This window comes from Bradyrhizobium sp. AUGA SZCCT0160 (genome assembly GCF_018130105.1).
Taxonomy (GTDB): Bacteria; Pseudomonadota; Alphaproteobacteria; order Rhizobiales; family Xanthobacteraceae; genus Bradyrhizobium.
Window position 1 is genome coordinate 86,748 of record NZ_JAFCMD010000019.1, and the last position, 26,337, is coordinate 113,084.

Sequence of the window (26,337 nt, forward strand, 5' to 3'; positions counted from 1 at the left end):
TTCCGGCCGTTGGCCGGGTGTCCCATTTTGGCAATCAATCCTTGAACGGATCAAATTCATTCTCGCCCGCCATGACGACGGCGAACGGACGCAGCGTGTGCTGCACCTTGATCGAGCCGGCATGCTCGGCAAGCACCTCCGGCAACCTTCGATACGCCATCGGGCTTTCGTCGAGATCGGCGCCGATCAATGTCACGCCGCGCGACTGCAGCCACGCATCCATCTCGACGCGCGTGAACCTGCGCTTGGCTTCCCTGCGGCCGAACATCCGGCCCGCGCCGTGAACCGTCGAGTAGAGCGACGCCTTCGCTTCGGGGCCATCGACGCCTTCGACGATGACGGCGTCATCTCCCATCGATCCGCCGATGAAGCCGCGCTGTCCCGGAAAGGCCGGCGTCGCGCCCTTGCGCACAACCCACAAATCCTTACCCGCGTGATTTTCGCGCCAGGCGTAATTGTGATGGTTATGAACCATGTCGGTGACGTTGCCGCCGATGATCTTGCGCACGCGCTCAATCACCCACTCCCGGCCGGCATAGGAATAGCGCCCGGCCAGTTGCATGGCCGCAATGTAGCGTCGTCCGATCTCGCTGTCCTCGTCGATAACAGCCGGCGGCACATTCATGCCATCCTTGCCGCCCGCAGCCTTGAGGTAGCGGGTCGCACTGGTGTGGCCGAGACCGCGGCTGCCGAAGTGAACGCCGATCCAGACAAAACCGGCTTCGTCGCGCATCAGGTCGACATAGTGGTTGCCGGATCCGACGGTGCCGAGCTGCGACACCGCCTTCTGCCGATACGCGCCCATGTCGGATTCGCGCCAGGCATCGCCGTCGTCGAACAGCTCGTGCTCGACGCGCTCCTCGTTGGTCCGCCCGACGCCAAAGGAAATCGTCCTGTGCACGTCCTTGATGATCGTGCCGACATGGCTTTCGATCCGGCTGAACGGCGTATCGAGACGCACCGCCATGTTGCCGCAGCCGATGTCGAAGCCGACGCCGGAGATGCTGATCTGCTTTTCATAGGCGATGACGCCGCCGACCGGCTGGGCATATCCCAGGTGACCGTCCGCGCAGATCACACCGGCCACGGCATTGCCGACCGCCATGCAGTTTCGCATCTGCGCGATCGTGGCATCCTCGTGCCGGCCGAAGATCTTGCGCGGGCTGTTCTGGTATTGCGCGGCCTGCGCCGTGAATTGTGCCTTGCGGGCAGCGTCGCGGAACGTGCACCAGACCGGGATCGGCCGCTGACCGGGGCGATCGATCTTCGCATCGGGATCGAGCCCGGCTTCGACCGCCAGGGCCCTTGCACGCTCCTGATAGGGATCGAGCCGCATTGCATCTTCCTCTTCCACGGTTGCCGGACGTCGCCGGCCATACCTTACACCGAGCATAGGTCGTCGCACCAAAACTCGCTTAGGTTCATCGGCAGCGATGCTTTGATAGGACGCGGCCCGCCGTCAGCATCGCGTTCACTTCGGCTCGCAAAGCGAGCCTTCAATAGCTCAAGCTTGGATACCAGTCCTTGTCGCGGCCTTCAGGCGTGGTGTCCAGAAGGGCCCACAGCGGATCGAGGTCGGGTGCCCCACGCGGATCCTGGCCGGGGTCGGCGGTACCCTGCCCCATTTCGCCGGACAAGAAATGACGGATCGAACCGTCGCGGCGCGTGAACACGTTATAGCCGGGCATATCGGCATCTGCGGCGCTGACGTAATCGCGGGTGTAATCGCCAGACGGATCGGAATAGACTTTATGCCGCGTCCAGCCGCGCGCCTTCTTGGCTTCCACCAATCGCGCGATCGGCGAACGCGCCACGAATACGAATGCGATGCGCTGCTCGACATCGGGCAGCTTTCCTTCCCACGTACTCATGAACGAGGTGCACATCGGACACGGCTTTTCACGCTGCGGGCCGAACATGTAGCTGTAGATCACGAGCGTCTGCTTGTTGCCGAACAGGCCCGACAGCGTGGTAGGGCCGCCCTCGCCTTCGAACGAATAGGGCTTCGTCACCTCACCGCCGGGCGGCAATGCGCGGCGCATTTCGGCGACGCGCTCGATGTGGCGACGGAGTTCGATTTCCTCAGCGAGCAATTGCTCGCGGGCACGGCGATATTCAGCGCTTTCGTTGGGAATGCGCGCGGTATTGCCGCGGGCGAGTTCAGCGGCGGGCTTCAGGCTGGAACCGGACATGGGCATGACCTCACGGTTGGACGGCGTGCTGGGTTCCCTACAAGACGATCCCAATGCGGCCGTTCCGACATGACCGTCGGACTATTTTCGGCGCAACCAAGCCGGCAAAATGCTGGTTTCCAACGCCAGTTCCGGCGGCGGGGAACGGTCGAGCACACCCCCCTTCGGTCCCTCCAGCAGATCGAGCGCGTAGGTCTCGACCACGAGCGGGCCGCGCTTGCGAGTGACCTCGCCAACCCTTTCGACGCGGGCGAACTCGTCCTTCAACGGATGAACGCCGGGCAAGGCCTCGCGAACATACAGCTGCCTGCCGCCGAGCTGCGCCGCCGTCGGCTCGGGCATGTTGACCCAGCGGATGCGCTGGCTTTGCTGCGCAACGCAAGTTCCATTCGGCAGATAGAACGCAAGCCAGCCGGTGGTGCCGTAATCCGGCGCGAGCACGCAGGATGCGCCCGCGCGCGCCCGCACCGCTTCGATCTCGCCTGCGATTTCGCGCCAGCCGACGCCGACGCTTCGCACCGTGGCGTCGCGGCGATAACCCGAGAGCATGCCGGTGTTGGCCTGCACGATCAGCAGCGCAAACATTACGATGCCTGTCGGCGCCGCCCAGCGCAGGCAGAAATTGACGGTGCGCTGCTCGCGCTTTTCCCATGGCACCAGATGGGCCGCATACGCCGCCGCGACCACAAACGCCGGATAGACCGGCGCGAACCAGTTGGCCTCGACGCGGGCGTGCAGCGAATGCCAGACGAAATAGGCAACGATGGTCCAGAACATGGTGCTGACCAGCACGCGCGCCGGCAGCGCGCCGGCGCGGCGCTGAAACAACGCATACAGACCCATCGCGCCGAGGATCCATACCAGCGGCGTCGCGAACGCGATCTGCGTCGGAATCAATTCGGCGATGAAGGCCGGCCTGAAATCCTCGATCCGCGCCCGGCCCATCTGCTTGATGAAAGACACCCAGTGATGATCGGCGTTCCACAGAATGACCGGCGAGAACATCAGGAGCGCGACGAGGCCGCCGAGATAGGGCCATGGCGAGATCAGCCAGCGCCGCAGTTTCGGAACCACCACCAGCCAGATCAGGATCGCGGGGCCGAAGAACAGCGCGGTGTATTTCGACAACAGCGCAGCGCCCGTGGCGAGACCGACCGCCAGCCACCAGGCACCGCGTCCGGTCTGAAGCACCTTGGCCAGCGAAAACAGCACGAAGCTCGAGGCGACCAGGAGCGGCGCGTCCGGCGTGACGATCATGGTGCCGACCGCGGCCATCAGCGTGACGTTGAGCAGGATCGCCGACGTCGTCGCCACCCGCCTGCCGCCGAACAACACGGCCGCGGTCTGGTACACCGCCCAGCTCATCGGCAATGCCAAGAGGATCGAGACCAGACGGACGCCGAGTTCGGTGTCGCCCGCAATCATGGTGCCGAGGCGGATCACGAATGCCACCATCGGCGGATGGTCGTAATAGCCGCCGGCCAGATGCTTCGACCACATCCAGTAATAGGCTTCGTCGAAGGTGATCGGCGTGTAGGCGGCGGCTACCAGCCGTACCGCGACCAGCGCCAGGATCGTCAGAACCGTGTTGAGGACAAGCCGCGCCTCGTTCGGATTCATTTTTGGATCATCGCTTGCGCCAGACGAACAGTCCGGACATCGCGTAGTTCCAGACCACGCCCATCAGTGCGCCCGCCGCTCCCGCCAGCCACCAGATCGGCTCCTGGTCGTAGACCGAGAACGCGACGCCGACATTGGCGAACAGGCCGACGCTGCAGACGAGGTAAAACAGCAGCAGGCCGCGCAGGATGGCAAAGCCCTTCAGGCGTTGATCGCGATAGGTGAGAAAATTGTTCAGGATGAAGTTGCTGGTCATCGCCACCAGCGCGCCGACGGCCTGCGACTCCGCGAACGGCATGTTGAAGAGCTGGTTCGCGATGAACAGCGCCGCGAGATGCACGATGAGGCCGATCGAGCCGACCATCGCAAACAACAGAAAGCGCAGCGAGACCACGTCGTGAGTGAACTTGGCCAGCACCAGACCCAGGAAATCCAGCGCCACCATCGAATCGAGCTTGCTCTCGCCGTGCTGGCGCGAGCCGAAGGTAAAGGGAACCTCGACCGTGCGCAGCTTGCCCTGCGCGGTCGCGACGATATCGAGCAGGATCTTGAAGCCCTGGATCGAAAGCTGTGGCGCCAGTTGCTCGAAGCGGTCGCGGCGGATCATGAAGAAGCCGCTCATGGGATCGGCGATCTCGACCTTGAGCACGCGCCGTGCAACTTCGGTCGCGAGCGCGCTGATGCCGGCGCGTCCCTTGTTGAAACTGTCGGCGCTGCCGCCCTCGACGTAGCGGCTGCCGACCACAAGCTCGGCCTCGCCACGTTGCAAGAGGCCCACCATCTTCGGCAGCTGGGCCTCGTCGTGCTGCAGATCGGCGTCGATGACAGCCGCATAGGGCGCGCTGGCGGCGAGAATGCCCTCGATGCACGCCCCCGACAGGCCGCGCCGCCCGATCCGGCGGATGCAGCGGACGCGGGGATCCTTCTGCGCCAGGCCGCGCACCACTTCCCAGGTGCCGTCAGGGGAATTGTCGTCGACGAACACGACTTCCCAGGGGATGTCCTTGAGGGTCGCGTCCAGCCGCCGGTAGAGGACGGTGACGTTGTCGCGCTCGTTAAAGGTAGGGACGACGACCGAAAGCTGAGGCAAACCGGCGGCCTGCGACGGGTTTTCGGGGCCCGGTTTGATGGCTTGATTCATGGGGCCAGCGTATATCCGCAGCCGCTGGGGATGCCAAGGCGCCGCCAGCACTAGTAATGGCGCCGCCAGCGCCACGAAAGACGGCGCCAGCAATCGAATCCGCCGCCAAAGCAGGGGCGCGGGACCGGGTTTCTGGACGGGGAAAACGGGCCAAAAAGACCCCCAAAATGCCAACGACCACGAACAGAGGGCGCGCGTACATCCGGCGCAGCCAACCTATTCATGGTCGTCCCAGCGCCGGAGCTTCTTAAGGCTCAACGTCGCCGTTAGGAGCAAGATAGGGATGCCAGGGGCCTTCCGCAAGGGGTGGCCTAACCCCTCGCCCTGCGTCAGTTAATTCGGCACTTCCCGGATCACCGGTCCCCGTGGTGCGGGCGCCGCGGGCGCCATCTGGGACGGTTGCTGGACGGCGGCGGGCTTCGGCGCCGGCTTGCCAAACTGCCCGATCGGCCCATAGGCGATCGCAACCACCAAAACGATCGAGGCGACAATGGCACCCAAGATACCGGCTATCGACTCAGAATTCATACCCGACAATCCCCCGTCTGATCGGGAATCAATATCACGGAAGGCCGGAATGGTGGAATAGGCTGGCGAAAGCCGCCTTGGCTACTTCGACGCGGCTTTGCGCCTTGCGAACGCCGTCACGATGTCCTTCTGGGCGAAGGCGATGGCATCGTTGGCCGTCGTCAGGTTCGCGCCCGCATCCTTGTCCGGGGACTGGATCGCGAGAAAGCCGACCAGCGCCACCCGGAAATTCTGCCGCTCTGACGCACAGGCAGCTGCGATCAAGGCGCCAAATTCCTGTTCCGGCATGTTCTTGTTGCTCTCCCGCGGATACTCGCGGGCCAAGCAGTTCCAGTAGGCGTCACGCCCCGAAACCGCCAATTTGCGCGCCTCACCAACCTCGTCGGCGAGAACAGGGAAACTCGTCATCACGACCAATGCGGCGATCAGGATGCGCATCCTTTTCTCCATTCTTGTTTTGCGTAGCCCGATCCCTGATCGAGGCAAGCGTGCACAGCACGGATTCAGCGAATTGGCCAATCACGATTGATTTGGCTGGTCGGAGTACGAGCTGTCGGAGAAGGTGCCGGATCCGCGATCAACGCATATCAGGAGCTTGTGCCGTGGCGCGCGCTTCGCTTTGACGCCGGCCCGGCCCCGCGCATGTAATGCCGCTCCGGCCGATAGCGGCCGGACCAGTTTCGCATCATCCTGCGGACGAATGTCGACAGCCATTCGAAGATCATCATCGGAAGCTCCTTCTCGTTCCGCGTTCCGAAATTCAGGCGCCGAGCTGGCCGGTCAGCCGCTCGTGGAACAAGGAGCTGCGCTGGTCGAGCCCAACGAACGTGACTGACGCGCCATGGTCGCGGTATTTGGTTTCAATCGAATCCAGCGCCGCGACGCTCGAAGCGTCCCAGATCTGGGAATAAGTGAGATCGATCATGACGCGCTTGGGATCCGCGCCGTAGGAGAAGCGCTCGACGAGGTCGTTGCTGCTGCCGAAGAACAGCGGCCCATGGACGTGATAGCGAACCGAAAGGCCGTCTTCGCTGAGCGTGCGGTCGGCCCGGATGACATGGGCGACCCGGCGCGCGAACAACACCATCGCCAGCAATACCCCGACAGCGATCCCGATCGCGAGATTGCCGGTGGCAACCGTGACGGCAACGGTCAGGACCATCACCAGCGTTTCCGGGATCGGCATGCGCCTCAGCGTCGCCGGCGTGATGCTGTGCCAATCGATGGTCTTGAGGGCTGCGATCATCATGACGGCAGCGAGCGCCACCATCGGAATTTGCGCCATCAGGTCGCTCAGCGCGGTGACCAGCACCAGTAGCACGAGTGCGGCGACCGCCGTCGATATCCTGGTGCGGCCCTGCCCGATCTTCACGTTGACCACGGTCTGGGCGATCATCGCGCATCCGCCGATGCCGCCATAGAACCCGGCCGCGATATTGGCGACGCCGAGCGCCCAGGACTCCTTGCCCTTGTGCGAGCGGGTGTCGGTCAGGTCGTCGACCAGCTTGGCCGTCAGCAGCGTCTCCAGCAGGCCGACAAAGGCGACACTGAGCGCGGTCGGCCAGATGATGCTGAGCGTCTGAAGGTTGAGTGGCACGATAAACGCCGTAAGGCCCGGCAGTCCCGGCGCCATGGCGCCCTCGCCGCCGACATTGGGTACGGTCAGATGCCCCACCATCACGATCGCGGTCACGACGATGATGGCGACCAGCGGCGCCGGCACGGCCGTAGTGAAGCGGGGCATGATGAGGACAACGGCGATCGTCAGCGCGAACAGCGGATAGACCAGCCAAGGCACATTGAAGATGTGAGGCACCTGTGCGGCGAAGATCAAAATGCCGAGCGCATTCACAAAACCGATCATCACCGAACGCGGAACGAAGCGCATCACCCGTGCCAGTCCGGCAAGCCCGAAGACGATCTGGATGATGCCGGCAAAAAGGATGGTCGGCAGGATGTAGCCGACGCCATGCACCTTCACCATCGGACCGATCACCAGCGCGATCGAGCCTGCCGCCGCCGTGACCATCGCAGGTCGGCCACCGAGCGCCGACATCACCAGGCACAGCACGATGGAAGAGACCAGCGCCACCTTGGGATCGACACCGGAGACAAAGGAGAACGAGATCACCTCCGGTATCAGCGCCAGCGCGGTGACAATGCCGGCCAGCGACTCGCGGACGAACAGGTTGGGCGCGCGCAGCACCGCGCCGATCGACGGCGAGTCTTCAAACTGGAGTTGCGCGTTGGTCGTTGTGCTGGCGGCTTGCATGGGAAACTTCCGAAAGATGTTTGGCGGTGCTCCGGCCTTGCCGGTCGCGAAAGGGATTCTCGTCAGGTGCCCGGCGGTTGACGCACGACGCAGCGGAAGCCGATATGACAGGTGGAGGAATCGACGGTTTCGCCTTGGCGCGCCGACGGCCGGTAGCGCAGGCAATAATTCGGCGCGCACAGATGCGAACCGCCCTTCACCACGCGGCGCACTGATTTGTCGTCACCGGGCTTCGGATGGCAGCACGATTGCTGTTGCTGCTCCTGCTCGGCGCCATACGGGCTCGACGTCCACTCCCAGGTGTTGCCGACCATGTCAAACAGGCCGTAGCCGTTGGCCGGAAACGCATCGACCGGCGACGTGCCCTCGTAGCCGTCGTCGGCCGAATTCTGGTAAGGGAAATGGCCCTGCCAGGTATTGGCCATGAACTGCCCGTCCGGATTGGAGGCATCGCCCCAGGGATAGGCCTTCCCTTCCAGACCGCCGCGCGCGGCGAATTCCCACTCCGCCTCGGTCGGAAGCTCCTTGCCGGCCCACGCCGCATAAGCGAACGCATCTTCATAGGCGACATGCACGACCGGATGATTTTCGCAGCCTGCGATCGAACTCTCCGGCCCCTGCGGATGCCGCCAGTCGGCCCCGGGTTTGTATTCCCACCAGGCGAGGTTGTTGCGCAGGTTAACCGGACGATCGGGCTTCTTGAACACCAGCGAGCCCGGCACCAGCATTTGCGGATCGGCGTCGGGATACATCGAAGGGTTCGGCGGGCGTTCGGAATAGGTGACGTATCCGGTCGCTTCGACGAATTTTTGAAACTCGGCATTGGTGACGGGATAGGTGTCGATCCAGAAACCGTCGACGGAGGCAGGACGCACCGGGCGCTCCTCCCGATAGAAGCTGTTGGAGCCCATCAGGAAAGAGCCGCCCGGGATCCAGACCATGGAATCGCGGTTGATTGTGCCAGGCGTCACGCCTGTGTTTGGTTTGCCAGGGAGCGAGCAGCAGCCCGCTCCCCGGCGATTGCCGGCTGCACCCTGCGCGACGTCGGCCGCTATCGTCGGTGCAGACATCGTGCTCAAGCCTTCTGGCGCTGCTTCGGCACGAAATCGAGTGCCGCGCCCGGCGGAATCAGTTCCTCCTTCTTGGCACTCTCCTCGAAGTCGCGGATGATGCGCTGTGCGTGCTGCATCACCCACCAGCGAACGTAGCGCTGGTTGACGGCGTCACGCTCCTTCGGGTCTTCCTTCAGATGCGTGATGCGGGCAAATCCGAGCGCCAGCTCCGGATCATGGAAGTGCTGCTGCCGCTTGAAGTTGATCTTGAAGTCCTTCCACTTCACGGCGTGCAGTTCGTCCTTGAGCCAGACGATGCAGGACTCGCGGTTCGACGTTTCCTTCTTGCCGAGGAAGAACTCGCTCTGGTCGACGCCGTCGATCAGCCGATCCTTGGGTGCCTCGCAGCCGGTCATGGACAGCAGCGTCGTGAACATGTCGGTGACATGAACCATCTCGTTGCTTTCGGTGCCCGGCTTGATGTGGCCCGGCCAGCGGATCAACAGCGGCGTACGAATGCCGCCTTCCGCCGAGCTGAAATACGAGCCGTCGAAGAAGCCGCCGGTGCCGCGGCCGGCGAGGTGGTCCTCGGCGCCGTTGTCACCGCACATCACGACGATGGTGTTGTCGCGAACGCCGAGTTCGTCGAGCTTGTCGAGCAGCACGCCGAAATCATGGTCCAGCATCAAGAGGCAATCGCCCCAGTCGCCATTGGTGCTCTTGCCGACGAATTCGTCGCGCGGGCTCATCGGGAAGTGCATCAGCGAGTGGTTGAAGTAGCAGTAGAACGGCTTGTCCGCCTTGACGGACTTTTCCATGAACTTGATGGCACGCTTCTGGTACTCGAGGTCGCAGGTCTTCTTGGTGTCCATGGTGAGCTGCTCATCGAGCAGCGGCCAGGCACCCTTGCCCTTGACGCCTTCATGCATGTGCGAGAAGCCGTCGCGCTCCGCGACATAATGCGGGTCGGTCAGCCACATGCATTCGTCATAGGTGCGCAACGGGCCGTACCATTCGTCAAAGCCGTGGTCGGTCGGGAAGCGGCCGTCCTCGGCGCCGATGTGCCATTTTCCGTAGATCGAGGTCGCATAGCCGGCATCCGACAGGATGGTGCCGATGGTGCGTTCCCACTTGACGATGCCGCCGCCATTGCCGCCGAGCGCGATGGTGTGGTTGCCCGAGCGGATCGGGAAACGGCCGGTCATCAGCGCCGAACGCGTCGGCGTGCACTGCGGCTCGACGACGTAGTGCGTCAGCTTCGCGCCTTCCTTTGCGAACTGATCCATGCGCTTGGTATCGGCGCCGCGCAGAATGCCGCCGCCGTAGCAACCGAGTTCGCCCATGCCCAGATTGTCGACATGGAAAAACAGAATGTTTGGTTTCTTTGCCATTGAATGCTCCGATTTGATGGACGCCAGGCGTGAGTCATCGTTGACGCGCGCGCCTGTTTGCGGCCGTGCTTGATTGCTGTGATCGATTTTTAGGGTTCGCGCCTGTCAGGCCGCGACGTTCAAGTTACTTCAGAAGATTTCGCCTACTCCTTTCGGTCCCACTTTCATTCCAAAGCCAGATAGGCCTCGATCCTTGATCTCCGGCGCCATAGCGGCGAGCGACTCTTCGCGGATCAGGCCCTTGAGCTCCTGAACCAGGTTCATGAACTCCGGCGTGTCGGTCATCTCGGCCGTTCGTGGCCGCGGCAGCGGCACCTTGATGACAGCCTTGATGCGGCCCGGCCGCGCGGTCATGACGTAGATGCGGTCGGAGAGGAAAATCGATTCCTCGATGTCGTGCGTGATGAACAGCACCGAGATGCGGAACTGCTGCCAGATGTTGGTGAGGATCTCCTGCATCACGACCCGCGTCTGCGTGTCGAGTGCGCCGAACGGCTCGTCCATCAGCAGAACCTGCGGGCTGGTCGCCAGCGCGCGGACGATGCCGATACGCTGCTTCATGCCGCCGGACAGCTGGTCCGGATAATGGTCTTCGAACGAGAGCAGCCCGGCCAGATCGAGCAGCGCCCGCGCCGTGGTGTTGCGCTTGCTTTGCTCCACCCCGGCCATCTTGAGGCCGAACTCGACATTCTTGCGGACCGACAGCCACGGAAACAGCGAGTATTGCTGGAACACGACGCCGCGGTCTGAACCGGGCTTGGTGATCGCCTTGCCATCGAGCAACGCCTCGCCGCGGGTCGGCTTGACGAAGCCGGCGACGATGCTGAGCAAGGTGGACTTGCCGCAGCCGGAAGGCCCGATCAGCGAGACGAACTCGCCCGGCTGCACGTTGAGCGAGACATTATCGACGGCGACGACCTTGTTGTCGTTGGCACCGAACGTCACGCCCATATCGCGAACGTCGATGAAGCCCTTGTGGGTTTCGGCTTCAGTCATGGTCATGCTCATCGCCGGCCTCCGGGTGCGAATGCGAGCCAGGGCATCAGGAGGACGCCAACCATCCGGATGATGCCGCTGCACGCCAGTCCAAGGACACCGATCGTGATCATGCCGAGCACGATCGCGGGATAGTCCACCAGTGAGTAGGCTTCCCAGGTGAAGTAGCCGACGCCGAACTGGCCCGAGATCATCTCGGCGGCGATCAGCGAGACCCAGGCCACGCCCATCCCGACGGCAAGACCGGTGAAGATGTGCGGCAGCGAGCCAGGCAAGATCACGTTCATGAACAGCCGGATCTCGCTGGCGCCGAGACAGCGCGCCGCCCGTACCAGCACGCCATCCAGTGAATGGACCCCGTGAATGGTGTTGAGCAGGATCGGAAAGAACGCGCCGATAAAGGTAATGAAGACGATGCTGGCCTCGTTGTTCGGCCACAGCATGATCGACATCGGCACCCAGGCGATCGCCGGAATCGGCCGCGTGATCTCGACGACAGGCATGAAGAAGTCACGCACGCGCTGGTACTTGCCGATCGCCAGCCCGAGCGGCACGCCGATGATCGTCGCGATCATGAAGCCGAGCAGAATGCGTCGCACGCTCATGGCGATATTGAAGAGGTATTTGTTCGACAGCCCGACCTGCGTCAGCTGCTGATATACCTCATAGGGCGTCGGAACGTTCTTGAAGCGGATGTAGAATTCCAGCCTGTACTTGGTGCCGAGATACCAGAACAGGAACAGGGCCCCGATCGAGATGCAGGCAAGCAATGCCGTGACCATCCGCTCGCGAGTCACGTATCCGAGCAGGCCCAGAAACACCTTGGTCAGCGAGACCGTGGGGATCGGCTCCGGTTCCGGCACCGGAATTTCCGCTGCGGGCATTTGGGCTGCTGAGGCTTTCACCTCCGCTGCCACCGGCTCAGGATCGGCGTGCTTGTCGACCATAGGGAGCGCCACAATCTTGGCTGTTGCCGTGCTGCCCATCGGATTCCCCTACTGCCCCAGGTTGATGGCGCCGAGGACTTCGGCATAGGTGGCAAGCTTGCCGCCATTCTTGGCCGCATAGGCTTCCGCATCCTTCTTGAGCAGGAACGGCACGACATCCGGCTTCTTCGGATCCTGGCCGCCGACCGAATAGAACGCGGCGTCGGCGAACACCTTGATGCCGAGCTCGCGGTCGACCAGATAGACGGCGTTGAACTTCTTGCCTTCGGAGCCGTACTTCTTCACGCCGAGCAGCGTGCAGACCGGTGAGCTGAACGGCACGATGTCGCCGCCCTGGATCCAGATCTCGCCGGTTTGCAGGGGATTGTTGACCGGCGCGTTGCAGACCGGATCGGTGCCGGTGACGTTATAGGTGTCATACGAAGCGAGCTGCTTGTCGTAGTCGAGCCCTAGTTCCTTGTAGGTCGTCCGTACATAGCTGTCGTTGACCCAGGCGCCGATGTTCAGTTCCTTGATCATGTTGAGCTTCTGCAGGATCGCGTAGTTGGCGCCGACAGCTTCCACCCATTTCGGCTTTATGGTCGCATCGAGCGTGTGCACCCCGCCGGGACCCAGGAAGATGTAGATCACTTCCTTGTTGATCTTGGTCCACTCCTCGATCTTCTCGGCCGCAAACTTCGGGTTCTTGCGCATCCAGTCGTTCGCCTCCATCAACGCCTTGATGTAGGCCACCACGATCTCCGGATATTTCTCGCCGAAATCCTTGCGCACGACGACGCCGTGGAAGGTCGGCACCTTGGTTTCGGCGCCGTCATAGATCTTGCGGGCAAAGCCTTTGAACGGCAGCAGTTCGGCGAACGGCACGAAGTCGCCATGCGCGTCGATACGCTTTTCCTGCAGATTGGTGGTGCCGACTTCCGGCGATTGCGAAACCAGGCTCCAGAAATCGGGCGGCAGGCCGCGCTTCTGCAGCGAGGTGAGCATCATGCCGTGCGCGGCGGACCCGAACGGCACCGACACGTTCTTGCCCTTGAGATCGGCGAGTTCGTAGAACGGCGAGTCCTTGTGGACGACGATGCCATTGCCGCCGCCATAGGCGTTATAGGCGATGATCGCGACGAGCTGCGTTTCGTTCTTGGTCGCCTGCCCGGTGGCGCCATTCACCATCAACGGGTAGTCACCCATCATGCCGATCTGGATGTTGTTGGCCATCATGCCGTTGGTGATCGGCGGACCGGAAGTAGCGTTCTGCCAGCTCAGCTTGTACTGGATGTCCTTGTACTTGCCGGTCTTCGGCAGGTGCTTCTCCAGGAGTCCAAGCTCCTTCAGCACGACGCCGCCGGTCACGGTGTTGGTCGTCGTATTCTGTGTGCCGATCCCGATCTCGAGCGTCTGCGCGCTCGCCTGTCCGGGCGCCAATGCGATGGCTGCCGCGGCGATCACAGGAAGGAAGCCAGAGAGTTTAGACGCAGGGCCGATGCTCATGAGACAAATCCTTTCGAACCTAACTGTGCGGTGTGACTTGCATGGCCCAAGCTGAATCCCCCGGCCGCAGCGAAGGGCGGCAGGGTTACTCGGCGCTGAGCAGACTGACTGGCTTGATGACCTTGATGGTGCAAACGACATGCCATCAGACCAATTCTGACGGCGGGGACGGCTTTCGGTTCGCGAAGGCCCGGTTCGCGAAGGGCGTGGCTAACGAAGGGAGTGGTAGGCGTCATTTGCCGCTAACTCGCTTGCTTCCATCACGGACGCGATCACGTCCGGTCAGCAAGTTCTGAACGGCCTCCTCAGAATCCGAAACGACGAACGCTTCGAACCAGCAACCTATTGCTAAGAAATTTGCGGATGCTCAATTAATGAACAGATTTTGCGCCCGTCTTGGTTATCCGGCGGGCTAAATGTCTATTAATTAGTCATTGCAACCAGACGGGACTCAGCCCGCCGGGCGTCTGGAGGCCCGCCGATATCAGCGGCGGTTTGACGCGGGACTCGCTTGGTCCCTCGCCTCAGATGTCGTCAGAGACCGCGGCCTTGGCGAGCTTGCCGTCGCGGATATCGCTCAGCCTATCCGCGTCCTTGATGACGAGGTTTGAGCCGTGCGCGTGCAGGATCCCCAGCTCGGTAAATCGCTTCAGGCTGATGGTGACGGATTGGCGCGTCACACCGGTCATGTGCGCGAGATCGGCATGCGTGAATGACGCCGCAATCAACGACCCCTCGCGCTCCTCAACGCCGTACAGGTTCATCAGATGCAGCAGCAGTTGCGCCAGCCTTTCGGTCGGCGAGCGCGTCCCGAGCATCTGGGCGAGTGCCGAATAGCACTGACCCTTGAAAGTCAGGCCCTCGATGATTCCGATCGCGAGCGCGGGAATCGTGAGCACCATCCGACGCAGGATATCGCCCGGCAAATGCAGCACGGTACTGTTGACGGCGGCGACCCCCGACCAGATGTGCAGGCCTTGCTTGAAGACCTCGGGGCCGCCGACGAAATTGCCGGAGTGCCAATAGGCGAGCGTGATCTCGCGGCCCGACGGGGCGATGTAGAACACCTTGATGCGGCCGCTCTCGATCAGGAAGATGCCGTCCTGCGGACTGCCCTGGCTGAACAGCTGGGCGCCGCGGTAGAGCACTTTGCGTTTTCCGGAGCCCAACACCTGCGCGATTTCGGACTCGGTGAGGCCATGGAACAGCGACGGCGGCCCGCTCCGTTGCGTTCCACCATCGGTCATCAGCAAGGCCCCGAACTGGGCTTGCCCGCCGCCCTTGGTCTCTCGTTGCGATGGTTGATGCTTGCCTGTCATGTATCCGCTCGTAGCCAACTTTGAACCTGCGTCGATATGAACGGAAAAGTTCCTGGGCCTACGGCCTGCTACATTGCAAAGGCCTGCAATTGGCGCGCCAAGTTCTGCTTGTATTGTCGGCTGAACCGGCGTCCGTGTCCATATATCGCGCCGCCCCGCCCCGCTTCTATCCCGCACTTCCGGACGCTCATCTTTGCCTGCGGCAATCTGGCCAATTGGGCCCGATCTGGATTAAGATCGGTCCGCAATCATCCCTCCTTCGTACGAGTCCCCGGTGAGCAAACCTGCAAAATCGTCCGCAAAGAACGGCGGCAACATTTTTATCGGCATCGGCGGCTGGACCTTCGAGCCGTGGCGCGGTGTATTTTACCCAGAGAAGCTGACGCAGGCGAAGGAGTTGTCCTACGCCGCGTCGAAGCTGACCTCGATCGAGATCAACGGCACCTATTACGGTTCGCAGAAGCCGGAGAGTTTTCGCAAATGGGCGCGTGAGGTGCCCGACGGTTTCGTGTTCTCGTTGAAGGGACCGCGCTTCGCCACCAACAGACGCGTGCTGGCGGAAGCCGGCGACTCCGTAAAGCGGTTCTATGATTCAGGCGTGCTTGAGCTCGGCGACCGGCTGGGCCCCGTGCTGTGGCAATTCGCGCCGACCAAGAAATTCGACGAGGCCGATTTCGGCAAGTTCCTCGAACTCTTGCCGCGCAAGCTCGAAGGCCGCGCGCTGCGTCACGTGGTCGAGGTCCGCCACGACAGTTTTTGCGTGCCCGATTTCATCGCGCTGCTGCGAAAGTTTGAAACGCCCGTCGTGTTCGCCGAGCACGGCAAGTATCCTGGTATTGCCGACATCGCGAGCGACTTCGTCTATGCGCGGCTGCAGAAGGGCAATGACGAACTCAAGACCTGCTACCCGCCAAAACAGCTCGACGCCTGGGCGAAGCGGTTTCAGGCCTGGGCTTCGGGAAGTGAACCCGACGACCTGCCGCGCGTCGATGCGACCAAGCCTAAGAAGACGCCGCGCGACGTCTTCGCCTATGTGATCCACGAGGGCAAGGTGCGCGCGCCCGCGGGCGCGATGGAGTTGATCGAGCGGGTGAAATAGGCATAGCGTTTTCAAGCGAAGTGGACCCGGTTCGCGTAAAGAAAACGCGTTCGGAATAACGCTCCTCGTCAGTCGAGCTTGATGCCGGCCTCGCGGATCAGCTTGGTCCAGGTCTCGTATTCGGACGCGACAAAGGCATTGAGCTTGTCGTCGGGCAGGTCCCAGACTTCGCCGCCGCTCTTCTCGAAGCGCTCCTTGAGATCGGGCAACGAGGCGCGGATATCGCGGCGCAGTTTTGCGATCACCTCCGGCGGCGTTTTGGCGGGCGCAAAGATTCCAAGCCAGGAATCGACATCGAGCCCGGGAACGCCGGCTTCCGACATCGTCGGCACGTCAGGCGCCAGCGGGCTGCGTTTGGACGCCAGCACGGCGATGCCCTTCGCCTGCCCGGACTGCACATGGGGGAGGCCTGCCGCCATCGAGTCGAAGAACAGATCGATGCGGCCCGCCAGCAGATCGGTGAAAGCGGGCGGCGAGCCCTTGTAGGGCACTTCCAGCAGCTTCACGCCCGCGGCTTTCATGAAGGCCGCCGCCACCAGTTGCTGACCGGTACCGACGCCGGCGGTCGCCACCGAGATCGAGCCCGGACTGGCTTTCGCCGCCGCGACGATGTCCGCCAGCTTGGGCTGCGGCAGATCCTTGCGGCCGACCATCACATAGCCGAACTTGTAGACCAGCGCGACCGGCACAAAATCCTTCAGTGGGTCGTAGCCGAGCTTGGAATACAGCGCCGAATTAAAGGCCATGTTGGAGAGCCCGCCGACGACAAGCGTATAGCCGTCCGGCTCGCTCTGGCTCGCGGCCTGCGTCCCGACGACGGTGCCGGCGCCGGGCTTGTTCTCGACCACGAAGCCCTGCCCCATGCGTTTCGCAAGCACGTCGGCAATCTGCCGCCCGACCAGATCGTAGCTGCCGCCGGGACCGATCGGGACGATGATTTTCACGGGCCGGTCGGGATAGGTGCCCTGCGCCCGCGCCGCGCCGCCGCAAACCAGCAGCGCGACTGCGGCCATCCACGCCAGCGAGTGGCAAAATCCATGCATCGTATTTCCCCCGATATAACCGGCCATCAACAGGCGCTGTTTTCGCGACTATGCGATATGGCGCCCCCGGCGGCAACGCATCTGGCAGCCGGGCAGCTGCGGCATAACCTCCGCGGTTATGGAAATCCGTTGCGGGGTGACTTAGCCTGACGTCGGGACGTAACGGCGCCGGGACACCGACATGGCACGCAAGAATCGCCTCTTCACCATCGGTTATGAGCAGACGCCGGCGAAGGCCGTGCTCGATGAGCTGGAGAGCGCCGGCGTCAAGCTGCTGGTCGACGTGCGCGCGGTGGCCGCGTCGCGGCGGCCCGGCTTTTCCAAGAACCAGCTCGCGGCCGGCCTTGACGAGCGTGGCATTTCCTATCTGCATCTGAAGGGGCTGGGTACGCCGAAGACCGGCCGCGAGGCGGCGCGCAGCGGCAAGTTCGATCTATTGCACAAAATCTATTCCGCGCATCTGAAGACCACGCAGGCCAAGGAAGAACTCGACGAATTGTCGGCGCTGGTGAAGAAGTCCGGTCCGGTCTGCATTCTCTGCTACGAGCGCGACCATCAGCAGTGCCACCGGCAATGGATCGCCGAGATCATCGAAGATCGCGACGGCGTGAAGGTGGAGAATCTGACGGCCAAACAAGTATGACCTTAGCCGTCATTGCGAGGAGCGAAGCGACGAAGCAATCCATCCATCCGCATATGCCGCACTATGGATTGCTTCGCTCCGCTCGCAATGACGAACGATGCCCAATCTCTTACCCCTCGCCCGCCAGCCGGAACGTGCCTTCCATCATCTGCACGCTGGCGCCGCCGACATGGATCGACGAAATTGCGCCGTTTTGCTTGCGCACGCGCGTCAGCAACAGGCTCGGCCGCCCCATGTCGACGCCCTGGCCGATCGTTAGTTTCAATTCGCCATCTTTCAACAGATCGATGTCCGCGAGCAGCGCCGCGCAAGCGGCGGTGGCGCTGCCGGTGGCGGGATCCTCGGAAAGCCCGCTGGCGCCGGGATGAAACATCCGCGCCTGCAACTCGCAGGGTTTTTCGCCAGGCGGCACGTCGCGCGTATAGAAATAGACCGCATCGCTGCCATCGCACGGGAAGGTCTTCGCGAATCCCTCCGCATTCGGCCTCGCGCGGCGCAGCGCCTCGCGTGAGGTGAGTTCGACGGCGAGGAACGCCAGCCCGACCGAGATGATCTGCGGCGGATGCCGATCAACCTTCACGTCGCTCGCCGACAGCGACAGACAGGAAGCCGCCTGTTCGGCGTCAAGATGCGACATCCGCTTCAGCGGCTGCGGTGCGGTGAATTCGGTGCTGACGACCCTGCCCTGCTCGGTCGCAATTTCGACCGGGACGAGACCCGCCCCTTCCTCGAACAGCAGTCGCGCCGGCGGTTTTGCGGCCTGCGTCGCCAGCACGTAGGCGGTTCCGACATTGGGATGGCCGGCAAACGGAAGCTCGCGGTTCACGGTGAAGATACGAACCTGCGCGTCATTGGCGCGGTCGGCCGGCGGCAGCACGAAGGTGGTCTCGGAATAATTGAACTCGGTGGCGATCGCCTGCATCTGCGCCGTCGAAAGCCCGCCGGCGTCGAGCACCACGGCAAGCGGATTGCCACCGAAGGCGCGATCAGTAAACACGTCGACGGTGATGTAACGCCGTTGCATTGCCATCTCCTATGCCACTTTCCAGACCGTCACTGGCCGCTCATAGCCTCTGACCGGCACCTCGCCGAGCGCGACGGCATCGCGACATTCCTCTCCGAGCGCGTCGTGAACCGCCGCCGAGATCAGGAACTGCGAATTGAAATCCTTGTTCAGCGCCTCGAGCCGACTTGCGAAATTCACAGTGTCGCCGATCACGGTGTATTCCTTGCGCCGCGGCGAGCCGATATTGCCGGCGACGACCTCGCCGACGTGAATGCCGATGCCGATGCGCAGCGGCCAGCTGGACGCCTGGTTGGCGCGTTCGTTCGCCTCAAGCATTTCGCGCGCGGCGGCCACGGCGCGGTGCGCGGCGTTACCCGCGTCGAACGGGGCGCCGAACAGGGCCAGGAAGCCGTCGCCCAGAAACTTGTTCACGATCCCGCCGTGGCGGTCGAGGATGTCGACCAGCACGGCAAACGCACCATCGAGGCGGTCCACCACTTCCTGTGGGGTGCGGGTGCTGGCACCCGCGGTAAAACTGCGAAAATCGACGAACATGACCGCGACACGCCGGACTTCACTGCCGGTCGCCGCCCCCTCTGCCATCAACCGTTCGACCACCTGCGGCGAGACGTGCTGGCCGAACAGGTTGGTGATGCGGTCGCGCGCGGTCGCGGCGAGAATGCTGGCTTCGAACTGCCGGCGCAATTGAACGCCGACTGCGCCCGCCAGCATCCCGCAAATCAGGATGATGACGCTGCGCACCGAGTGATAATACAGATCCGGCGGTGGATCGGTGCTGCCGGCGCGATGATAGAGCATCGCCATGGCGAGCAACTGGGCCGCGGCGACAAATCCGGTGAAGGTCGAAAGCCAGAAATCCAGCCGCAGCGTCGACAGAATGACGAAGATGAAATAGGTCAGCGGCACTGCGAAGCCGAGCGCGTCCACCGGGCCCATGCTGTCGATATGCATCGCCAAAGCAAGCGTCGGCATCGAGGTTTCAACCAGCGCACCGATATAGCGCCGGTACACCGGCAGGTCATGGTCCGTGCCAAGGTGCCGGGTGATGACAAAGTGGACCCAGAGTTCAAACAGAACGAACGGGACCAGGACGATGAAGAGCTCGCTCGGATCGAAGCGACCATGCCAGAGCTTCTGTATCGCATCGGGATCGAGGGCATGGACAATGAGAATCAGTACCCCGATCAGGACGGTGGTCCCGATCAGCGCCTTGATCCGGATCAGCTCGGTGCGCAGGATCTGCTGCGTCAGCGCGCGCTGAAAATCAGCCGACACCACCGGCTTCTCGCTTGTGTTGCCCCAGAAACCAAACATTTCCCCACCCTGTCATTCCGGGGCGATGCGCAGCATCGAACCCGGAATCTCGAGATTCCGGGTCTGGTGCTGGCGCACCATCCCGGAATGACGTCGCGTATCATATTCTGCATCAATCGAGCGTGCGACGGAAGCGGGTCACGGCGATCGTCATCGCCAAAAGCATCAGTGCAATGAGGGCAATGGTGTCGTACTGCAAATTCTGGATGGTCGCGCCCTTCAGCATGATGGCGCGGACGATGCGAACGAAATGCGTCAACGGCAGGCACTCGCCGATATATTGCGCCCATCTCGGCATGCCGGCGAACGGAAACATGAAGCCGGACAAGAGAATGCTGGGCAGGAAGAACATCATCGACAGCTGCATCGCCTGCAACTGGTTCTGCACGATGGTCGAGAAGGTGTAGCCGATCGCAAGATTGGTGGTGATGAACAGCGTCGTCAGCAGCGCAAGCGTGGCCAGGCTGCCGAGAATGGGTACGCCGAACAACAACACGCCGATGCCGATGATCAGCGTTGCCTGAACGAAGCCGACGATCACGTAAGGGATGATCTTTCCGAACATCACCTCGACCGGCTTGATCGGCATCGACAGCAGGCTCTCCATCGTGCCGCGCTCGATCTCACGGGTCACCGAAAGCGCCGTGAAGATCAGCATGGTCATGGTCAGGATGGTGCCGACCAGGCCCGGCACGATGTTGAGCCGCGAGGACGCCGCCGGGTTGTAGCGCGAATGGGCGCGGATCTCGAACGGCGTCGATGGCGGGTCGCCCGCCTGCAGATCGTGCGCCAAGGCGGTCTGCACGATGCCGTTGAGCGTGCCCAGCGCCGAGCCCGCCGCCACCGGATCGGTCGCATCGGCGGCGACCAGCAATGCCGGGTGATCGCCGCGCCGCACCGCGCGCTCAAAGCCGCGCGGGATTTCGACGCCGAACAGCACCTTGCCGGATTGCAGGAGGTCGTCGAACTCGGCGACGCTGTGGACCTCATGCGTAAAGCGGAAATAGGCAGTGTTCTCCATCGCCTTGAGAATCGAGCGCGCCAGGTCGCTGTCTTCCTGCAGCAACACCGCGGTCGGGAGATGGCGCGGCGTGGTGTTGATCGCAAAGCCGAACAGCACGAGTTGCATCACCGGCAGCATCACGATCATCGCGAACGAAACGCGGTCGCGGCGGAGCTGGATGAATTCCTTCACCAGCATCGCATAGCTGCGCCACCAGAAGCCGAATGACGGCTCCCGGACATTGCGGCGTGCGCTGTTTGTGTCGGTCGTAGTCATTGGAAATTGTCCTTTGAGCGGCTCATCAGATCGATGAACACGTCTTCCAGCGACGGATCTCCATGCTGCCAGTTCCACCCCCTGTTGTCCCTGTAGGACGCGACGCTGGATTCGAGTGCGGCCTTGTCGCGGCCGGAAACGTGCAGGCTGGTGCCGAACGGCGCCACCATGTCGACGCCGGGCTTGCCTGACAGTTCAGCGGCAAGACCATTGAGATCGTCGCCCGTGACCGTCCAGGTCGACAGCGCCGATTGCGCGATCACCTCGTCGACCGTGCCATGCGCCAACAGATTGCCGTAGGCGATATAGGCGATCTCGTGACAGCGCTCGGCCTCGTCCATGTAGTGGGTGGAGACCAGCACCGTCAGGCCGTCGGCTGCGAGCGCATGGATCTCGTTCCAGAAATCGCGCCGCGCCTTGGGATCGACACCGGCGGTCGGCTCGTCCAGCAGCAGCAATTGCGGGTTGGGCAGCGTGCAGGCGCCGAGCGCCAGCCGCTGCTTCCAGCCGCCGGAAAGCTCGCCGGCAAGCTGTCCCTCGCGGCCGCTCAGGCCGATGCGCTGGATCATGTCGCGCGCCGCTTGCCGCGCGTTGGGCAGGCCATAGAGCCGCGCCACGAACTCCAGGTTTTCGCGTACCGAGAGATCCTGATACAGGCTGAAGCGCTGCGTCATGTAGCCGACCTGGCGCTTGATCTTGTCCGCCTCGCGGCGGATGTCGTAGCCGAGGCAGGTGCCCTCGCCGGAATCCGGCGTCAGCAGGCCGCAGAGCATGCGGATGGTCGTGGTCTTGCCGGAGCCGTTGGGGCCGAGGAAGCCATAGATCGAGCCGCGCTTGACCTGCATCGAGAGGTTTTGCACGACCGCTCGGCCGCCAAACGATTTCGACAGACCCTCGACATTGATGGCAACATCCGGCGCGGTCGATGGGGCTGAATTCATCGCTTGTCCGCCACCGGTATCGGCGCATTGACGAACACGCTGATCGGCTGGCCGACGCGCAGACTGGCCGGCTTGTTCGGTCGCGCCTGGATCAAATAGACGAGCTTGTTGCGTTCATCGAGGCTGTAGATGACCGGCGGGGTATATTCCGCCGTCGTCGCGATGAAGTAGATCTTTGCGGTGAGATCCGCCGCGCAATTGTCGCAGGTCACCTTGACCTCGTCGCCGATCGCAAGCTTCGGCAATTGCGTCTCCGGCACGAAGAAACGCAGCTTCATGTTGCCGGGCGGCATGATCGACAGCACCGGCCGCTGCGCCGGCACCATCTCGCCTTCGCGGAAATATATCTGCTGAACGGTGCCGGAGACCGGCGCGAAACCGTTGCGCCGGGCCAGCCGCGTCTGCGAAGTGTTGACGCGCGCCTCCGCCACGCGCAGCGCCGAGACCGCGGAGTCGAGATTGGCCTGGGTGCCCGAACCGGTCTTGCTTAGCGATGCCGCGCGGTCATAGGTCTGCTGAGCATTGGCCAGCGTCGCATTGTTCTGGTTGAGATCGGCCTTCTGCAGATCGTCATCGACCGAATAAATCTGCATGCCGGGTTTCACCTCGTCGCCCTCCCGCACGCTGAGCTTGGTCACGCGCCCGGATTCGTCGGGGCTGACGAAGATCATGTCGGCTTCGACCCAACCCTGAAAGCCGGGATCCTTGCGCTCCTTGCAGCCGGCCAGCACGGCGGCCAGCACGAGCGCGGCGAAAAGGCTCGTTATCCGCGACGAGGTCATGTCGTCCTCCGCTCGCCAAAAATCAGATCGAGATGAACGCGAAACATCTCGTTCGCATCGAGTGGCGCGTGTTTGCTGAACAGGCTTTGCCAGATGATCGCGACGATGGCGGGCGCTACCAGGATCTGCGGAAAGCGCGCCAAATCCTTCTGCTGGATTTCGCCCCTGATGACGCCGAGTTCGATCAGCGCGCGCATGCCGGCGATCCCCTTCGAGACCACTTCGCGGTAGTAGAAATCGGCGATTTCGGGGAATCGCGGCCCTTCGGCAACGATCAGGCGCACGATGTCGCCGCGCCGCGTCGTCACCACGTCATGGATGAACGCCCGGGCGAAATTCTCCACCATGTCGCGGATCGAGGCACCGGCCGGCGGCGGCCCCGCCGTAGCAAGACGGTTGACCACCGGAACGATCGCCGTCCTGATCAATTCCTCGAACAGCGCTTCCTTGTCCTTGAAGTGCAGATAGATCGTGCCCTTGGCGACGCCTGCCCGCTTGGCGACGTCGTCGAGCCTTGTGGCCGCAAAGCCTCGCGCGATGAATTCATCCATCGCCGCCTCGATAATGGCCTCGCGGCGCTCGGCGGCGCGTTCGGCCCGGTTCGAAGCGGGCTTTGAGGGCTCAACCTTCGCCGAGACCACCTTTGGCGTCCTGGCGTCGGCAGCCCGGCTCACAACCCGCTTTTTGGCGGGCTTGGTCGGGCGTGGGGTGTTGGGGCGTATTTTGCTCATGATTTATATATGACTGACTGGTCAGTCATTGTCAATCCCGCATTGAAGCCGTCATTTTCACGTCGCCGTGAGTCCCCCTCCGCCGTCATACCCCGCGCATGCGGGGTATCCAGTACGCCGCGGCTCCTCGGTTCTATCGCTGACGTCTCTGGAATACTGGATCACCCGCCTTCGCGGGTGACGACAACTGGATGTGCGTCCGCCTTCTCGCGGCACGACATGTCCGAATTTTTGGCAATCGATCATCCTCGATGAGAGCGCAGGGGATACCGGGTGCACGCTGCACCCGCAGGCTCGTGCGCTAATCATGCAAAGAAGCACACCACTACGCCGCTGCGCCAATCTGTCCCGCCTTTCGCGCATGGCGGAAGCCCGACGATGCGATACCCTCTCCGCCAATTCAGGGAGGAATCATGTCAACGAAATTCAATCGCCGCCACTTCATCGCTGCCGGTACCGCCGCCGCCGCGGCGCCGTTCCTGTTGCGCGGGGCGTCGGCGCAGGGCGCGTGGCCGTCGCGGCAAATCCGGATGGTCTGCAGCTACCCGGCGGGCGGGCAGACCGACCTGTTGGCGCGCGGCTTCGGCGATTACATCTCGAGGCAAGTGGGCAAGACCGTCGTCATCGAAAACAAGGCAGGCGCCTCCGGTTCGATCGGCGCCCAGGAAGTCGCGCGCGCGGAGCCGGATGGCCACACCATCCTGTGCTCGATCTCGACGACCTTCGTGATGAACCGGGTCATGATGAAGAACCCCGGCTATGACATGGACAAGGACCTGGCGCTCGTCAGCATCATCCCGGGCGCCGGGCTGCTGCTGGTCGCGAGCACGAAATCCGGCATCAAGACATTCGACGACTTCGTCGCTTTCGCGCGCAAGAGCGGCAAGATGAACTTCGGCACCTACAGCGCCGGCTCATCCCCGCACATCACCATCAATGAACTCAACAAGCAGTATGGTCTCAACATCGAGCCGATCCACTACCGGGGTGAAGCGCCGATGTGGACGGGCATCGCGGACGGCACCCTCGACGTCGCGATGGGCAGCTACACGGCCGCGCAATCCGTGCTGCAAAGCAACGCCGGCGTCGTGTTCGCGGTGCATTCCAAGAAGGTCGATGCGATCCCGCACGTCAAGACGCTGCCTGAACTCGGCGCGACCTCGAAATTCTTCACCGTGAGCGGCTTCTCGGGCTGGGCGGTGCCGAAGGCGACGCCGCAGCCGATCGTCGACCGGTTGTCCGAACTCTGCGTGGCGGCCAATAATGATCCGAAGGTGAAGGAAATTCTGTCTACCTTCGTGCTCGAACCGGCGATCGGCTTCAAGGAAAGCAACGCCTTGTATCAGCGCGAATTGCCGGTCTGGATCGAGGCCGGACAGGCGCTCGGTTTGCCGCCGGCCTGAATTGGCCGCAGCCATCTTGCCGGAACCGTGAAATCCGGCACAGATGGTCGGCCTCGTTTGGCGTACCCTAGCGGCCTGAGGTGAGGATGATCCTCTCCAAAGGACGCATGGGGCGGCGCCGGCGATTCCGCCTGGCAGCAACGCTCCAAGTTCGACGCTTCCTAGCTGTGAAACTTCAGCCCGTCGACGATCTTGTCGATCACCTTGCGCTCGGCGCGCATGGCGAGCCCCACGAGATTGAGTTCGGCGCGGATCACCGCTTTCACCACTTCGCGGTTGGCGGCGTCATGCGTGGTCTTGAACATGTCCTCGGTATAGACCGCAGGCGTCACGTCCCGTGCCAGCGCGCGTTCGAGCGCGCGCGACAGCGCGGCGCGATCGGCGCCATAGATCAGGATCGGCTGGCCGATCAGCGACAGATATTTGGTGCCAGAGCCGTCGCCATAGGGCTCACCGATGCATTCGGGAAACGAAGCGGCAATGCCGCCAGCCAGGAACGAGGCCACGTTGAGCTTCTGCCACGGTTCAAGATCGGTCCGGATCACGACCGCGATTTTAGTGTCGAATTGCATGGAAAACTTCACTCCAGGAATTCCAGAGAACTCAATCCCTCATGGTGAGGAGGCGCGTAGCGCCGTCTCGAACCATGGGAGCCCGTCTCCATCCTTCGAGACGCGCGCAAGGGCGCGCTCCTCAGGATGAGGCCATCGTATCAGGATGAGGTCAGTATATCACCCCTTGGCGTCGCAGGCCCACGCGCGGATCACGCATTCCTTGCCGCCGAATTCGTAGCACTTCTTGGTTGCGGCGTTGAGCGAGCTCGAAATTTTCGGCTTCACGGCGTAGCCGTGGGCGCCGCAGGGCTTGGCCATGTCGATCGCGAACGCGGCGCAGGCGCGCTTCATGGTCACGGCGGTGCAGTCGCCCTTGCATTGCTTCAGCGCAGCGGCCCGCGCGGTCTCTTCGGCGGGATAGTCATAGGCCTGGCCATAGGCGCCGCATTTGCCGACCGCCAACGCGCCGGCCGCCCAGCTTTCAGTGACGAAACGCGACGCGCCGATCACCAAAGTGAGCGCGAGAATAAACAGCGCGCGGCGCTGCGCGGCAGCGGTCGAAACGATCAAGATCCCCA

25 protein-coding genes are annotated in these 26,337 nt (G+C 62.7%); 3 read left to right on the forward strand and 22 right to left on the reverse strand.

Annotation, left to right across the window (positions count from 1 at the left end):
- Positions 1 to 34: 34 nt before the first annotated feature.
- From JQ558_RS26710 to JQ558_RS26770, 13 genes are all read right to left on the reverse strand, one after another.
- Entirely contained in the window at positions 35 to 1,336 is a 1,302-nt protein-coding gene (locus JQ558_RS26710; protein ID WP_212295650.1) for an RtcB family protein, read from the reverse strand.
- A gap of 160 nt (positions 1,337 to 1,496) precedes the next feature.
- A complete protein-coding gene (locus JQ558_RS26715; RefSeq protein WP_212295651.1) occupies positions 1,497 to 2,192 on the reverse strand; it encodes a DUF899 family protein in 696 nt (231 codons plus the stop codon).
- Positions 2,193 to 2,273: 81 nt separating this feature from the next.
- Positions 2,274 to 3,812 (reverse strand): glycosyltransferase family 39 protein, encoded by a 1,539-nt coding sequence (locus tag JQ558_RS26720; RefSeq protein ID WP_212295652.1) that lies wholly within the window; start codon positions 3,810 to 3,812, stop codon positions 2,274 to 2,276.
- A gap of 7 nt (positions 3,813 to 3,819) precedes the next feature.
- The gene (locus tag JQ558_RS26725) at positions 3,820 to 4,953 is read right to left on the reverse strand and encodes a glycosyltransferase family 2 protein (protein WP_212204691.1); all 1,134 of its coding nucleotides are present in this window, start codon (positions 4,951 to 4,953) and stop codon (positions 3,820 to 3,822) included.
- A gap of 333 nt (positions 4,954 to 5,286) precedes the next feature.
- Positions 5,287 to 5,481: a hypothetical protein gene (locus tag JQ558_RS26730; RefSeq protein ID WP_192734088.1), complete on the reverse strand. Its 195-nt coding sequence runs from the start codon at positions 5,479 to 5,481 to the stop codon at positions 5,287 to 5,289.
- An 81-nt stretch (positions 5,482 to 5,562) separates the two neighbouring features.
- Positions 5,563 to 5,919 (reverse strand): hypothetical protein, encoded by a 357-nt coding sequence (locus JQ558_RS26735; RefSeq protein WP_212204688.1) that lies wholly within the window; start codon positions 5,917 to 5,919, stop codon positions 5,563 to 5,565.
- Positions 5,920 to 6,241: 322 nt separating this feature from the next.
- Positions 6,242 to 7,753 carry a SulP family inorganic anion transporter gene (locus JQ558_RS26740; protein ID WP_212295653.1) on the reverse strand — a complete coding sequence of 504 codons (1,512 nt, stop codon included), beginning with the start codon at positions 7,751 to 7,753 and terminating at the stop codon, positions 6,242 to 6,244.
- A gap of 62 nt (positions 7,754 to 7,815) precedes the next feature.
- A complete protein-coding gene (locus JQ558_RS26745) occupies positions 7,816 to 8,694 on the reverse strand; it encodes a formylglycine-generating enzyme family protein (protein WP_212295654.1) in 879 nt (292 codons plus the stop codon).
- Between the two features lie 134 nt (positions 8,695 to 8,828).
- Positions 8,829 to 10,196, reverse strand: a complete 1,368-nt coding sequence (locus JQ558_RS26750; RefSeq protein WP_249119459.1) for an arylsulfatase — start codon at positions 10,194 to 10,196, stop codon at positions 8,829 to 8,831.
- Between the two features lie 129 nt (positions 10,197 to 10,325).
- Positions 10,326 to 11,198, reverse strand: coding sequence for an ABC transporter ATP-binding protein (locus tag JQ558_RS26755; RefSeq protein ID WP_409410587.1), 873 nt, complete (start codon positions 11,196 to 11,198; stop codon positions 10,326 to 10,328).
- Positions 11,199 to 11,200: 2 nt separating this feature from the next.
- Positions 11,201 to 12,178: an ABC transporter permease gene (locus JQ558_RS26760; protein WP_249142648.1), complete on the reverse strand. Its 978-nt coding sequence runs from the start codon at positions 12,176 to 12,178 to the stop codon at positions 11,201 to 11,203.
- Between the two features lie 9 nt (positions 12,179 to 12,187).
- Positions 12,188 to 13,624: an ABC transporter substrate-binding protein gene (locus tag JQ558_RS26765; protein WP_212295656.1), complete on the reverse strand. Its 1,437-nt coding sequence runs from the start codon at positions 13,622 to 13,624 to the stop codon at positions 12,188 to 12,190.
- Between the two features lie 524 nt (positions 13,625 to 14,148).
- A complete protein-coding gene (locus JQ558_RS26770) occupies positions 14,149 to 14,871 on the reverse strand; it encodes a Crp/Fnr family transcriptional regulator (protein ID WP_249119479.1) in 723 nt (240 codons plus the stop codon).
- Positions 14,872 to 15,217: 346 nt separating this feature from the next.
- Here JQ558_RS26770 and JQ558_RS26775 point away from each other — a divergent pair, with 346 nt between their 5' ends.
- Positions 15,218 to 16,042: a DUF72 domain-containing protein gene (locus JQ558_RS26775; protein WP_212295658.1), complete on the forward strand. Its 825-nt coding sequence runs from the start codon at positions 15,218 to 15,220 to the stop codon at positions 16,040 to 16,042.
- Positions 16,043 to 16,110: 68 nt separating this feature from the next.
- Here JQ558_RS26775 and JQ558_RS26780 read toward each other — a convergent pair whose 3' ends face one another.
- Positions 16,111 to 17,085, reverse strand: coding sequence for a tripartite tricarboxylate transporter substrate binding protein (locus JQ558_RS26780; RefSeq protein ID WP_212295659.1), 975 nt, complete (start codon positions 17,083 to 17,085; stop codon positions 16,111 to 16,113).
- Between the two features lie 181 nt (positions 17,086 to 17,266).
- Between JQ558_RS26780 and JQ558_RS26785 the strand changes: the two genes are divergently transcribed.
- Positions 17,267 to 17,728: a DUF488 family protein gene (locus JQ558_RS26785; RefSeq protein ID WP_212295660.1), complete on the forward strand. Its 462-nt coding sequence runs from the start codon at positions 17,267 to 17,269 to the stop codon at positions 17,726 to 17,728.
- A 109-nt stretch (positions 17,729 to 17,837) separates the two neighbouring features.
- Here the strand turns inward: JQ558_RS26785 and JQ558_RS26790 are convergent, their stop codons facing one another.
- The 6 genes from JQ558_RS26790 to JQ558_RS26815 all read right to left on the reverse strand — a co-directional run bounded on the left by JQ558_RS26790 (position 17,838) and on the right by JQ558_RS26815 (position 23,802).
- Positions 17,838 to 18,752: a PhzF family phenazine biosynthesis protein gene (locus JQ558_RS26790; RefSeq protein ID WP_212295661.1), complete on the reverse strand. Its 915-nt coding sequence runs from the start codon at positions 18,750 to 18,752 to the stop codon at positions 17,838 to 17,840.
- Positions 18,753 to 18,761: 9 nt separating this feature from the next.
- Positions 18,762 to 20,069 carry an adenylate/guanylate cyclase domain-containing protein gene (locus JQ558_RS26795; protein WP_212295662.1) on the reverse strand — a complete coding sequence of 436 codons (1,308 nt, stop codon included), beginning with the start codon at positions 20,067 to 20,069 and terminating at the stop codon, positions 18,762 to 18,764.
- A gap of 112 nt (positions 20,070 to 20,181) precedes the next feature.
- Positions 20,182 to 21,348: an ABC transporter permease gene (locus JQ558_RS26800; RefSeq protein WP_212204660.1), complete on the reverse strand. Its 1,167-nt coding sequence runs from the start codon at positions 21,346 to 21,348 to the stop codon at positions 20,182 to 20,184.
- A complete protein-coding gene (locus tag JQ558_RS26805) occupies positions 21,345 to 22,289 on the reverse strand; it encodes an ABC transporter ATP-binding protein (RefSeq protein ID WP_212295663.1) in 945 nt (314 codons plus the stop codon). Before JQ558_RS26805 ends, JQ558_RS26800 begins: the two co-directional genes overlap by 4 nt.
- The gene (locus tag JQ558_RS26810) at positions 22,286 to 23,071 is read right to left on the reverse strand and encodes an HlyD family secretion protein (protein ID WP_212204642.1); all 786 of its coding nucleotides are present in this window, start codon (positions 23,069 to 23,071) and stop codon (positions 22,286 to 22,288) included. Before JQ558_RS26810 ends, JQ558_RS26805 begins: the two co-directional genes overlap by 4 nt.
- Positions 23,068 to 23,802, reverse strand: coding sequence for a TetR/AcrR family transcriptional regulator (locus JQ558_RS26815; protein WP_212204640.1), 735 nt, complete (start codon positions 23,800 to 23,802; stop codon positions 23,068 to 23,070). The genes JQ558_RS26810 and JQ558_RS26815 overlap by 4 nt, the downstream gene beginning before the upstream one ends.
- 413 nt (positions 23,803 to 24,215) lie before the next feature.
- Here JQ558_RS26815 and JQ558_RS26820 point away from each other — a divergent pair, with 413 nt between their 5' ends.
- Positions 24,216 to 25,205, forward strand: coding sequence for a tripartite tricarboxylate transporter substrate binding protein (locus JQ558_RS26820; protein WP_212204636.1), 990 nt, complete (start codon positions 24,216 to 24,218; stop codon positions 25,203 to 25,205).
- A 161-nt stretch (positions 25,206 to 25,366) separates the two neighbouring features.
- On the opposite strand, the gene JQ558_RS26825 is transcribed toward JQ558_RS26820, so the two are convergent.
- Together JQ558_RS26825 and JQ558_RS26830 are read right to left on the reverse strand one after the other, a co-directional pair.
- Positions 25,367 to 25,777, reverse strand: a complete 411-nt coding sequence (locus JQ558_RS26825; RefSeq protein WP_212204635.1) for a DUF2000 family protein — start codon at positions 25,775 to 25,777, stop codon at positions 25,367 to 25,369.
- 159 nt (positions 25,778 to 25,936) lie between these two features.
- Positions 25,937 to 26,326, reverse strand: coding sequence for a DUF4189 domain-containing protein (locus tag JQ558_RS26830; RefSeq protein ID WP_409363368.1), 390 nt, complete (start codon positions 26,324 to 26,326; stop codon positions 25,937 to 25,939).
- Between the last annotated feature and the right edge of the window lie 11 nt (positions 26,327 to 26,337).

Bases quoted from the DNA above. Each gene is read 5' to 3' on its own strand.
- JQ558_RS26710 (WP_212295650.1), bottom strand. From the start codon at position 1,336: ATGCGGCTCGATCCCTATCAGGAGCGTGCAAGGGCCCTGGCGGTCGAA.
- JQ558_RS26715 (WP_212295651.1), bottom strand. From the start codon at position 2,192: ATGTCCGGTTCCAGCCTGAAGCCCGCCGCTGAACTCGCCCGCGGCAAT.
- JQ558_RS26720 (WP_212295652.1), bottom strand. From the start codon at position 3,812: ATGAATCCGAACGAGGCGCGGCTTGTCCTCAACACGGTTCTGACGATC.
- JQ558_RS26725 (WP_212204691.1), bottom strand. From the start codon at position 4,953: ATGAATCAAGCCATCAAACCGGGCCCCGAAAACCCGTCGCAGGCCGCC.
- JQ558_RS26730 (WP_192734088.1), bottom strand. From the start codon at position 5,481: ATGAATTCTGAGTCGATAGCCGGTATCTTGGGTGCCATTGTCGCCTCG.
- JQ558_RS26735 (WP_212204688.1), bottom strand. From the start codon at position 5,919: ATGCGCATCCTGATCGCCGCATTGGTCGTGATGACGAGTTTCCCTGTT.
- JQ558_RS26740 (WP_212295653.1), bottom strand. From the start codon at position 7,753: ATGCAAGCCGCCAGCACAACGACCAACGCGCAACTCCAGTTTGAAGAC.
- JQ558_RS26745 (WP_212295654.1), bottom strand. From the start codon at position 8,694: ATGGTCTGGATCCCGGGCGGCTCTTTCCTGATGGGCTCCAACAGCTTC.
- JQ558_RS26750 (WP_249119459.1), bottom strand. From the start codon at position 10,196: ATGGCAAAGAAACCAAACATTCTGTTTTTCCATGTCGACAATCTGGGC.
- JQ558_RS26755 (WP_409410587.1), bottom strand. From the start codon at position 11,198: ATGACCATGACTGAAGCCGAAACCCACAAGGGCTTCATCGACGTTCGC.
- JQ558_RS26760 (WP_249142648.1), bottom strand. From the start codon at position 12,178: ATGGGCAGCACGGCAACAGCCAAGATTGTGGCGCTCCCTATGGTCGAC.
- JQ558_RS26765 (WP_212295656.1), bottom strand. From the start codon at position 13,624: ATGAGCATCGGCCCTGCGTCTAAACTCTCTGGCTTCCTTCCTGTGATC.
- JQ558_RS26770 (WP_249119479.1), bottom strand. From the start codon at position 14,871: ATGACCGATGGTGGAACGCAACGGAGCGGGCCGCCGTCGCTGTTCCAT.
- JQ558_RS26780 (WP_212295659.1), bottom strand. From the start codon at position 17,085: ATGCATGGATTTTGCCACTCGCTGGCGTGGATGGCCGCAGTCGCGCTG.
- JQ558_RS26785 (WP_212295660.1), top strand. From the start codon at position 17,267: ATGGCACGCAAGAATCGCCTCTTCACCATCGGTTATGAGCAGACGCCG.
- JQ558_RS26790 (WP_212295661.1), bottom strand. From the start codon at position 18,752: ATGCAACGGCGTTACATCACCGTCGACGTGTTTACTGATCGCGCCTTC.
- JQ558_RS26795 (WP_212295662.1), bottom strand. From the start codon at position 20,069: ATGTTTGGTTTCTGGGGCAACACAAGCGAGAAGCCGGTGGTGTCGGCT.
- JQ558_RS26800 (WP_212204660.1), bottom strand. From the start codon at position 21,348: ATGACTACGACCGACACAAACAGCGCACGCCGCAATGTCCGGGAGCCG.
- JQ558_RS26805 (WP_212295663.1), bottom strand. From the start codon at position 22,289: ATGAATTCAGCCCCATCGACCGCGCCGGATGTTGCCATCAATGTCGAG.
- JQ558_RS26810 (WP_212204642.1), bottom strand. From the start codon at position 23,071: ATGACCTCGTCGCGGATAACGAGCCTTTTCGCCGCGCTCGTGCTGGCC.
- JQ558_RS26815 (WP_212204640.1), bottom strand. From the start codon at position 23,802: ATGAGCAAAATACGCCCCAACACCCCACGCCCGACCAAGCCCGCCAAA.
- JQ558_RS26820 (WP_212204636.1), top strand. From the start codon at position 24,216: ATGTCAACGAAATTCAATCGCCGCCACTTCATCGCTGCCGGTACCGCC.
- JQ558_RS26825 (WP_212204635.1), bottom strand. From the start codon at position 25,777: ATGCAATTCGACACTAAAATCGCGGTCGTGATCCGGACCGATCTTGAA.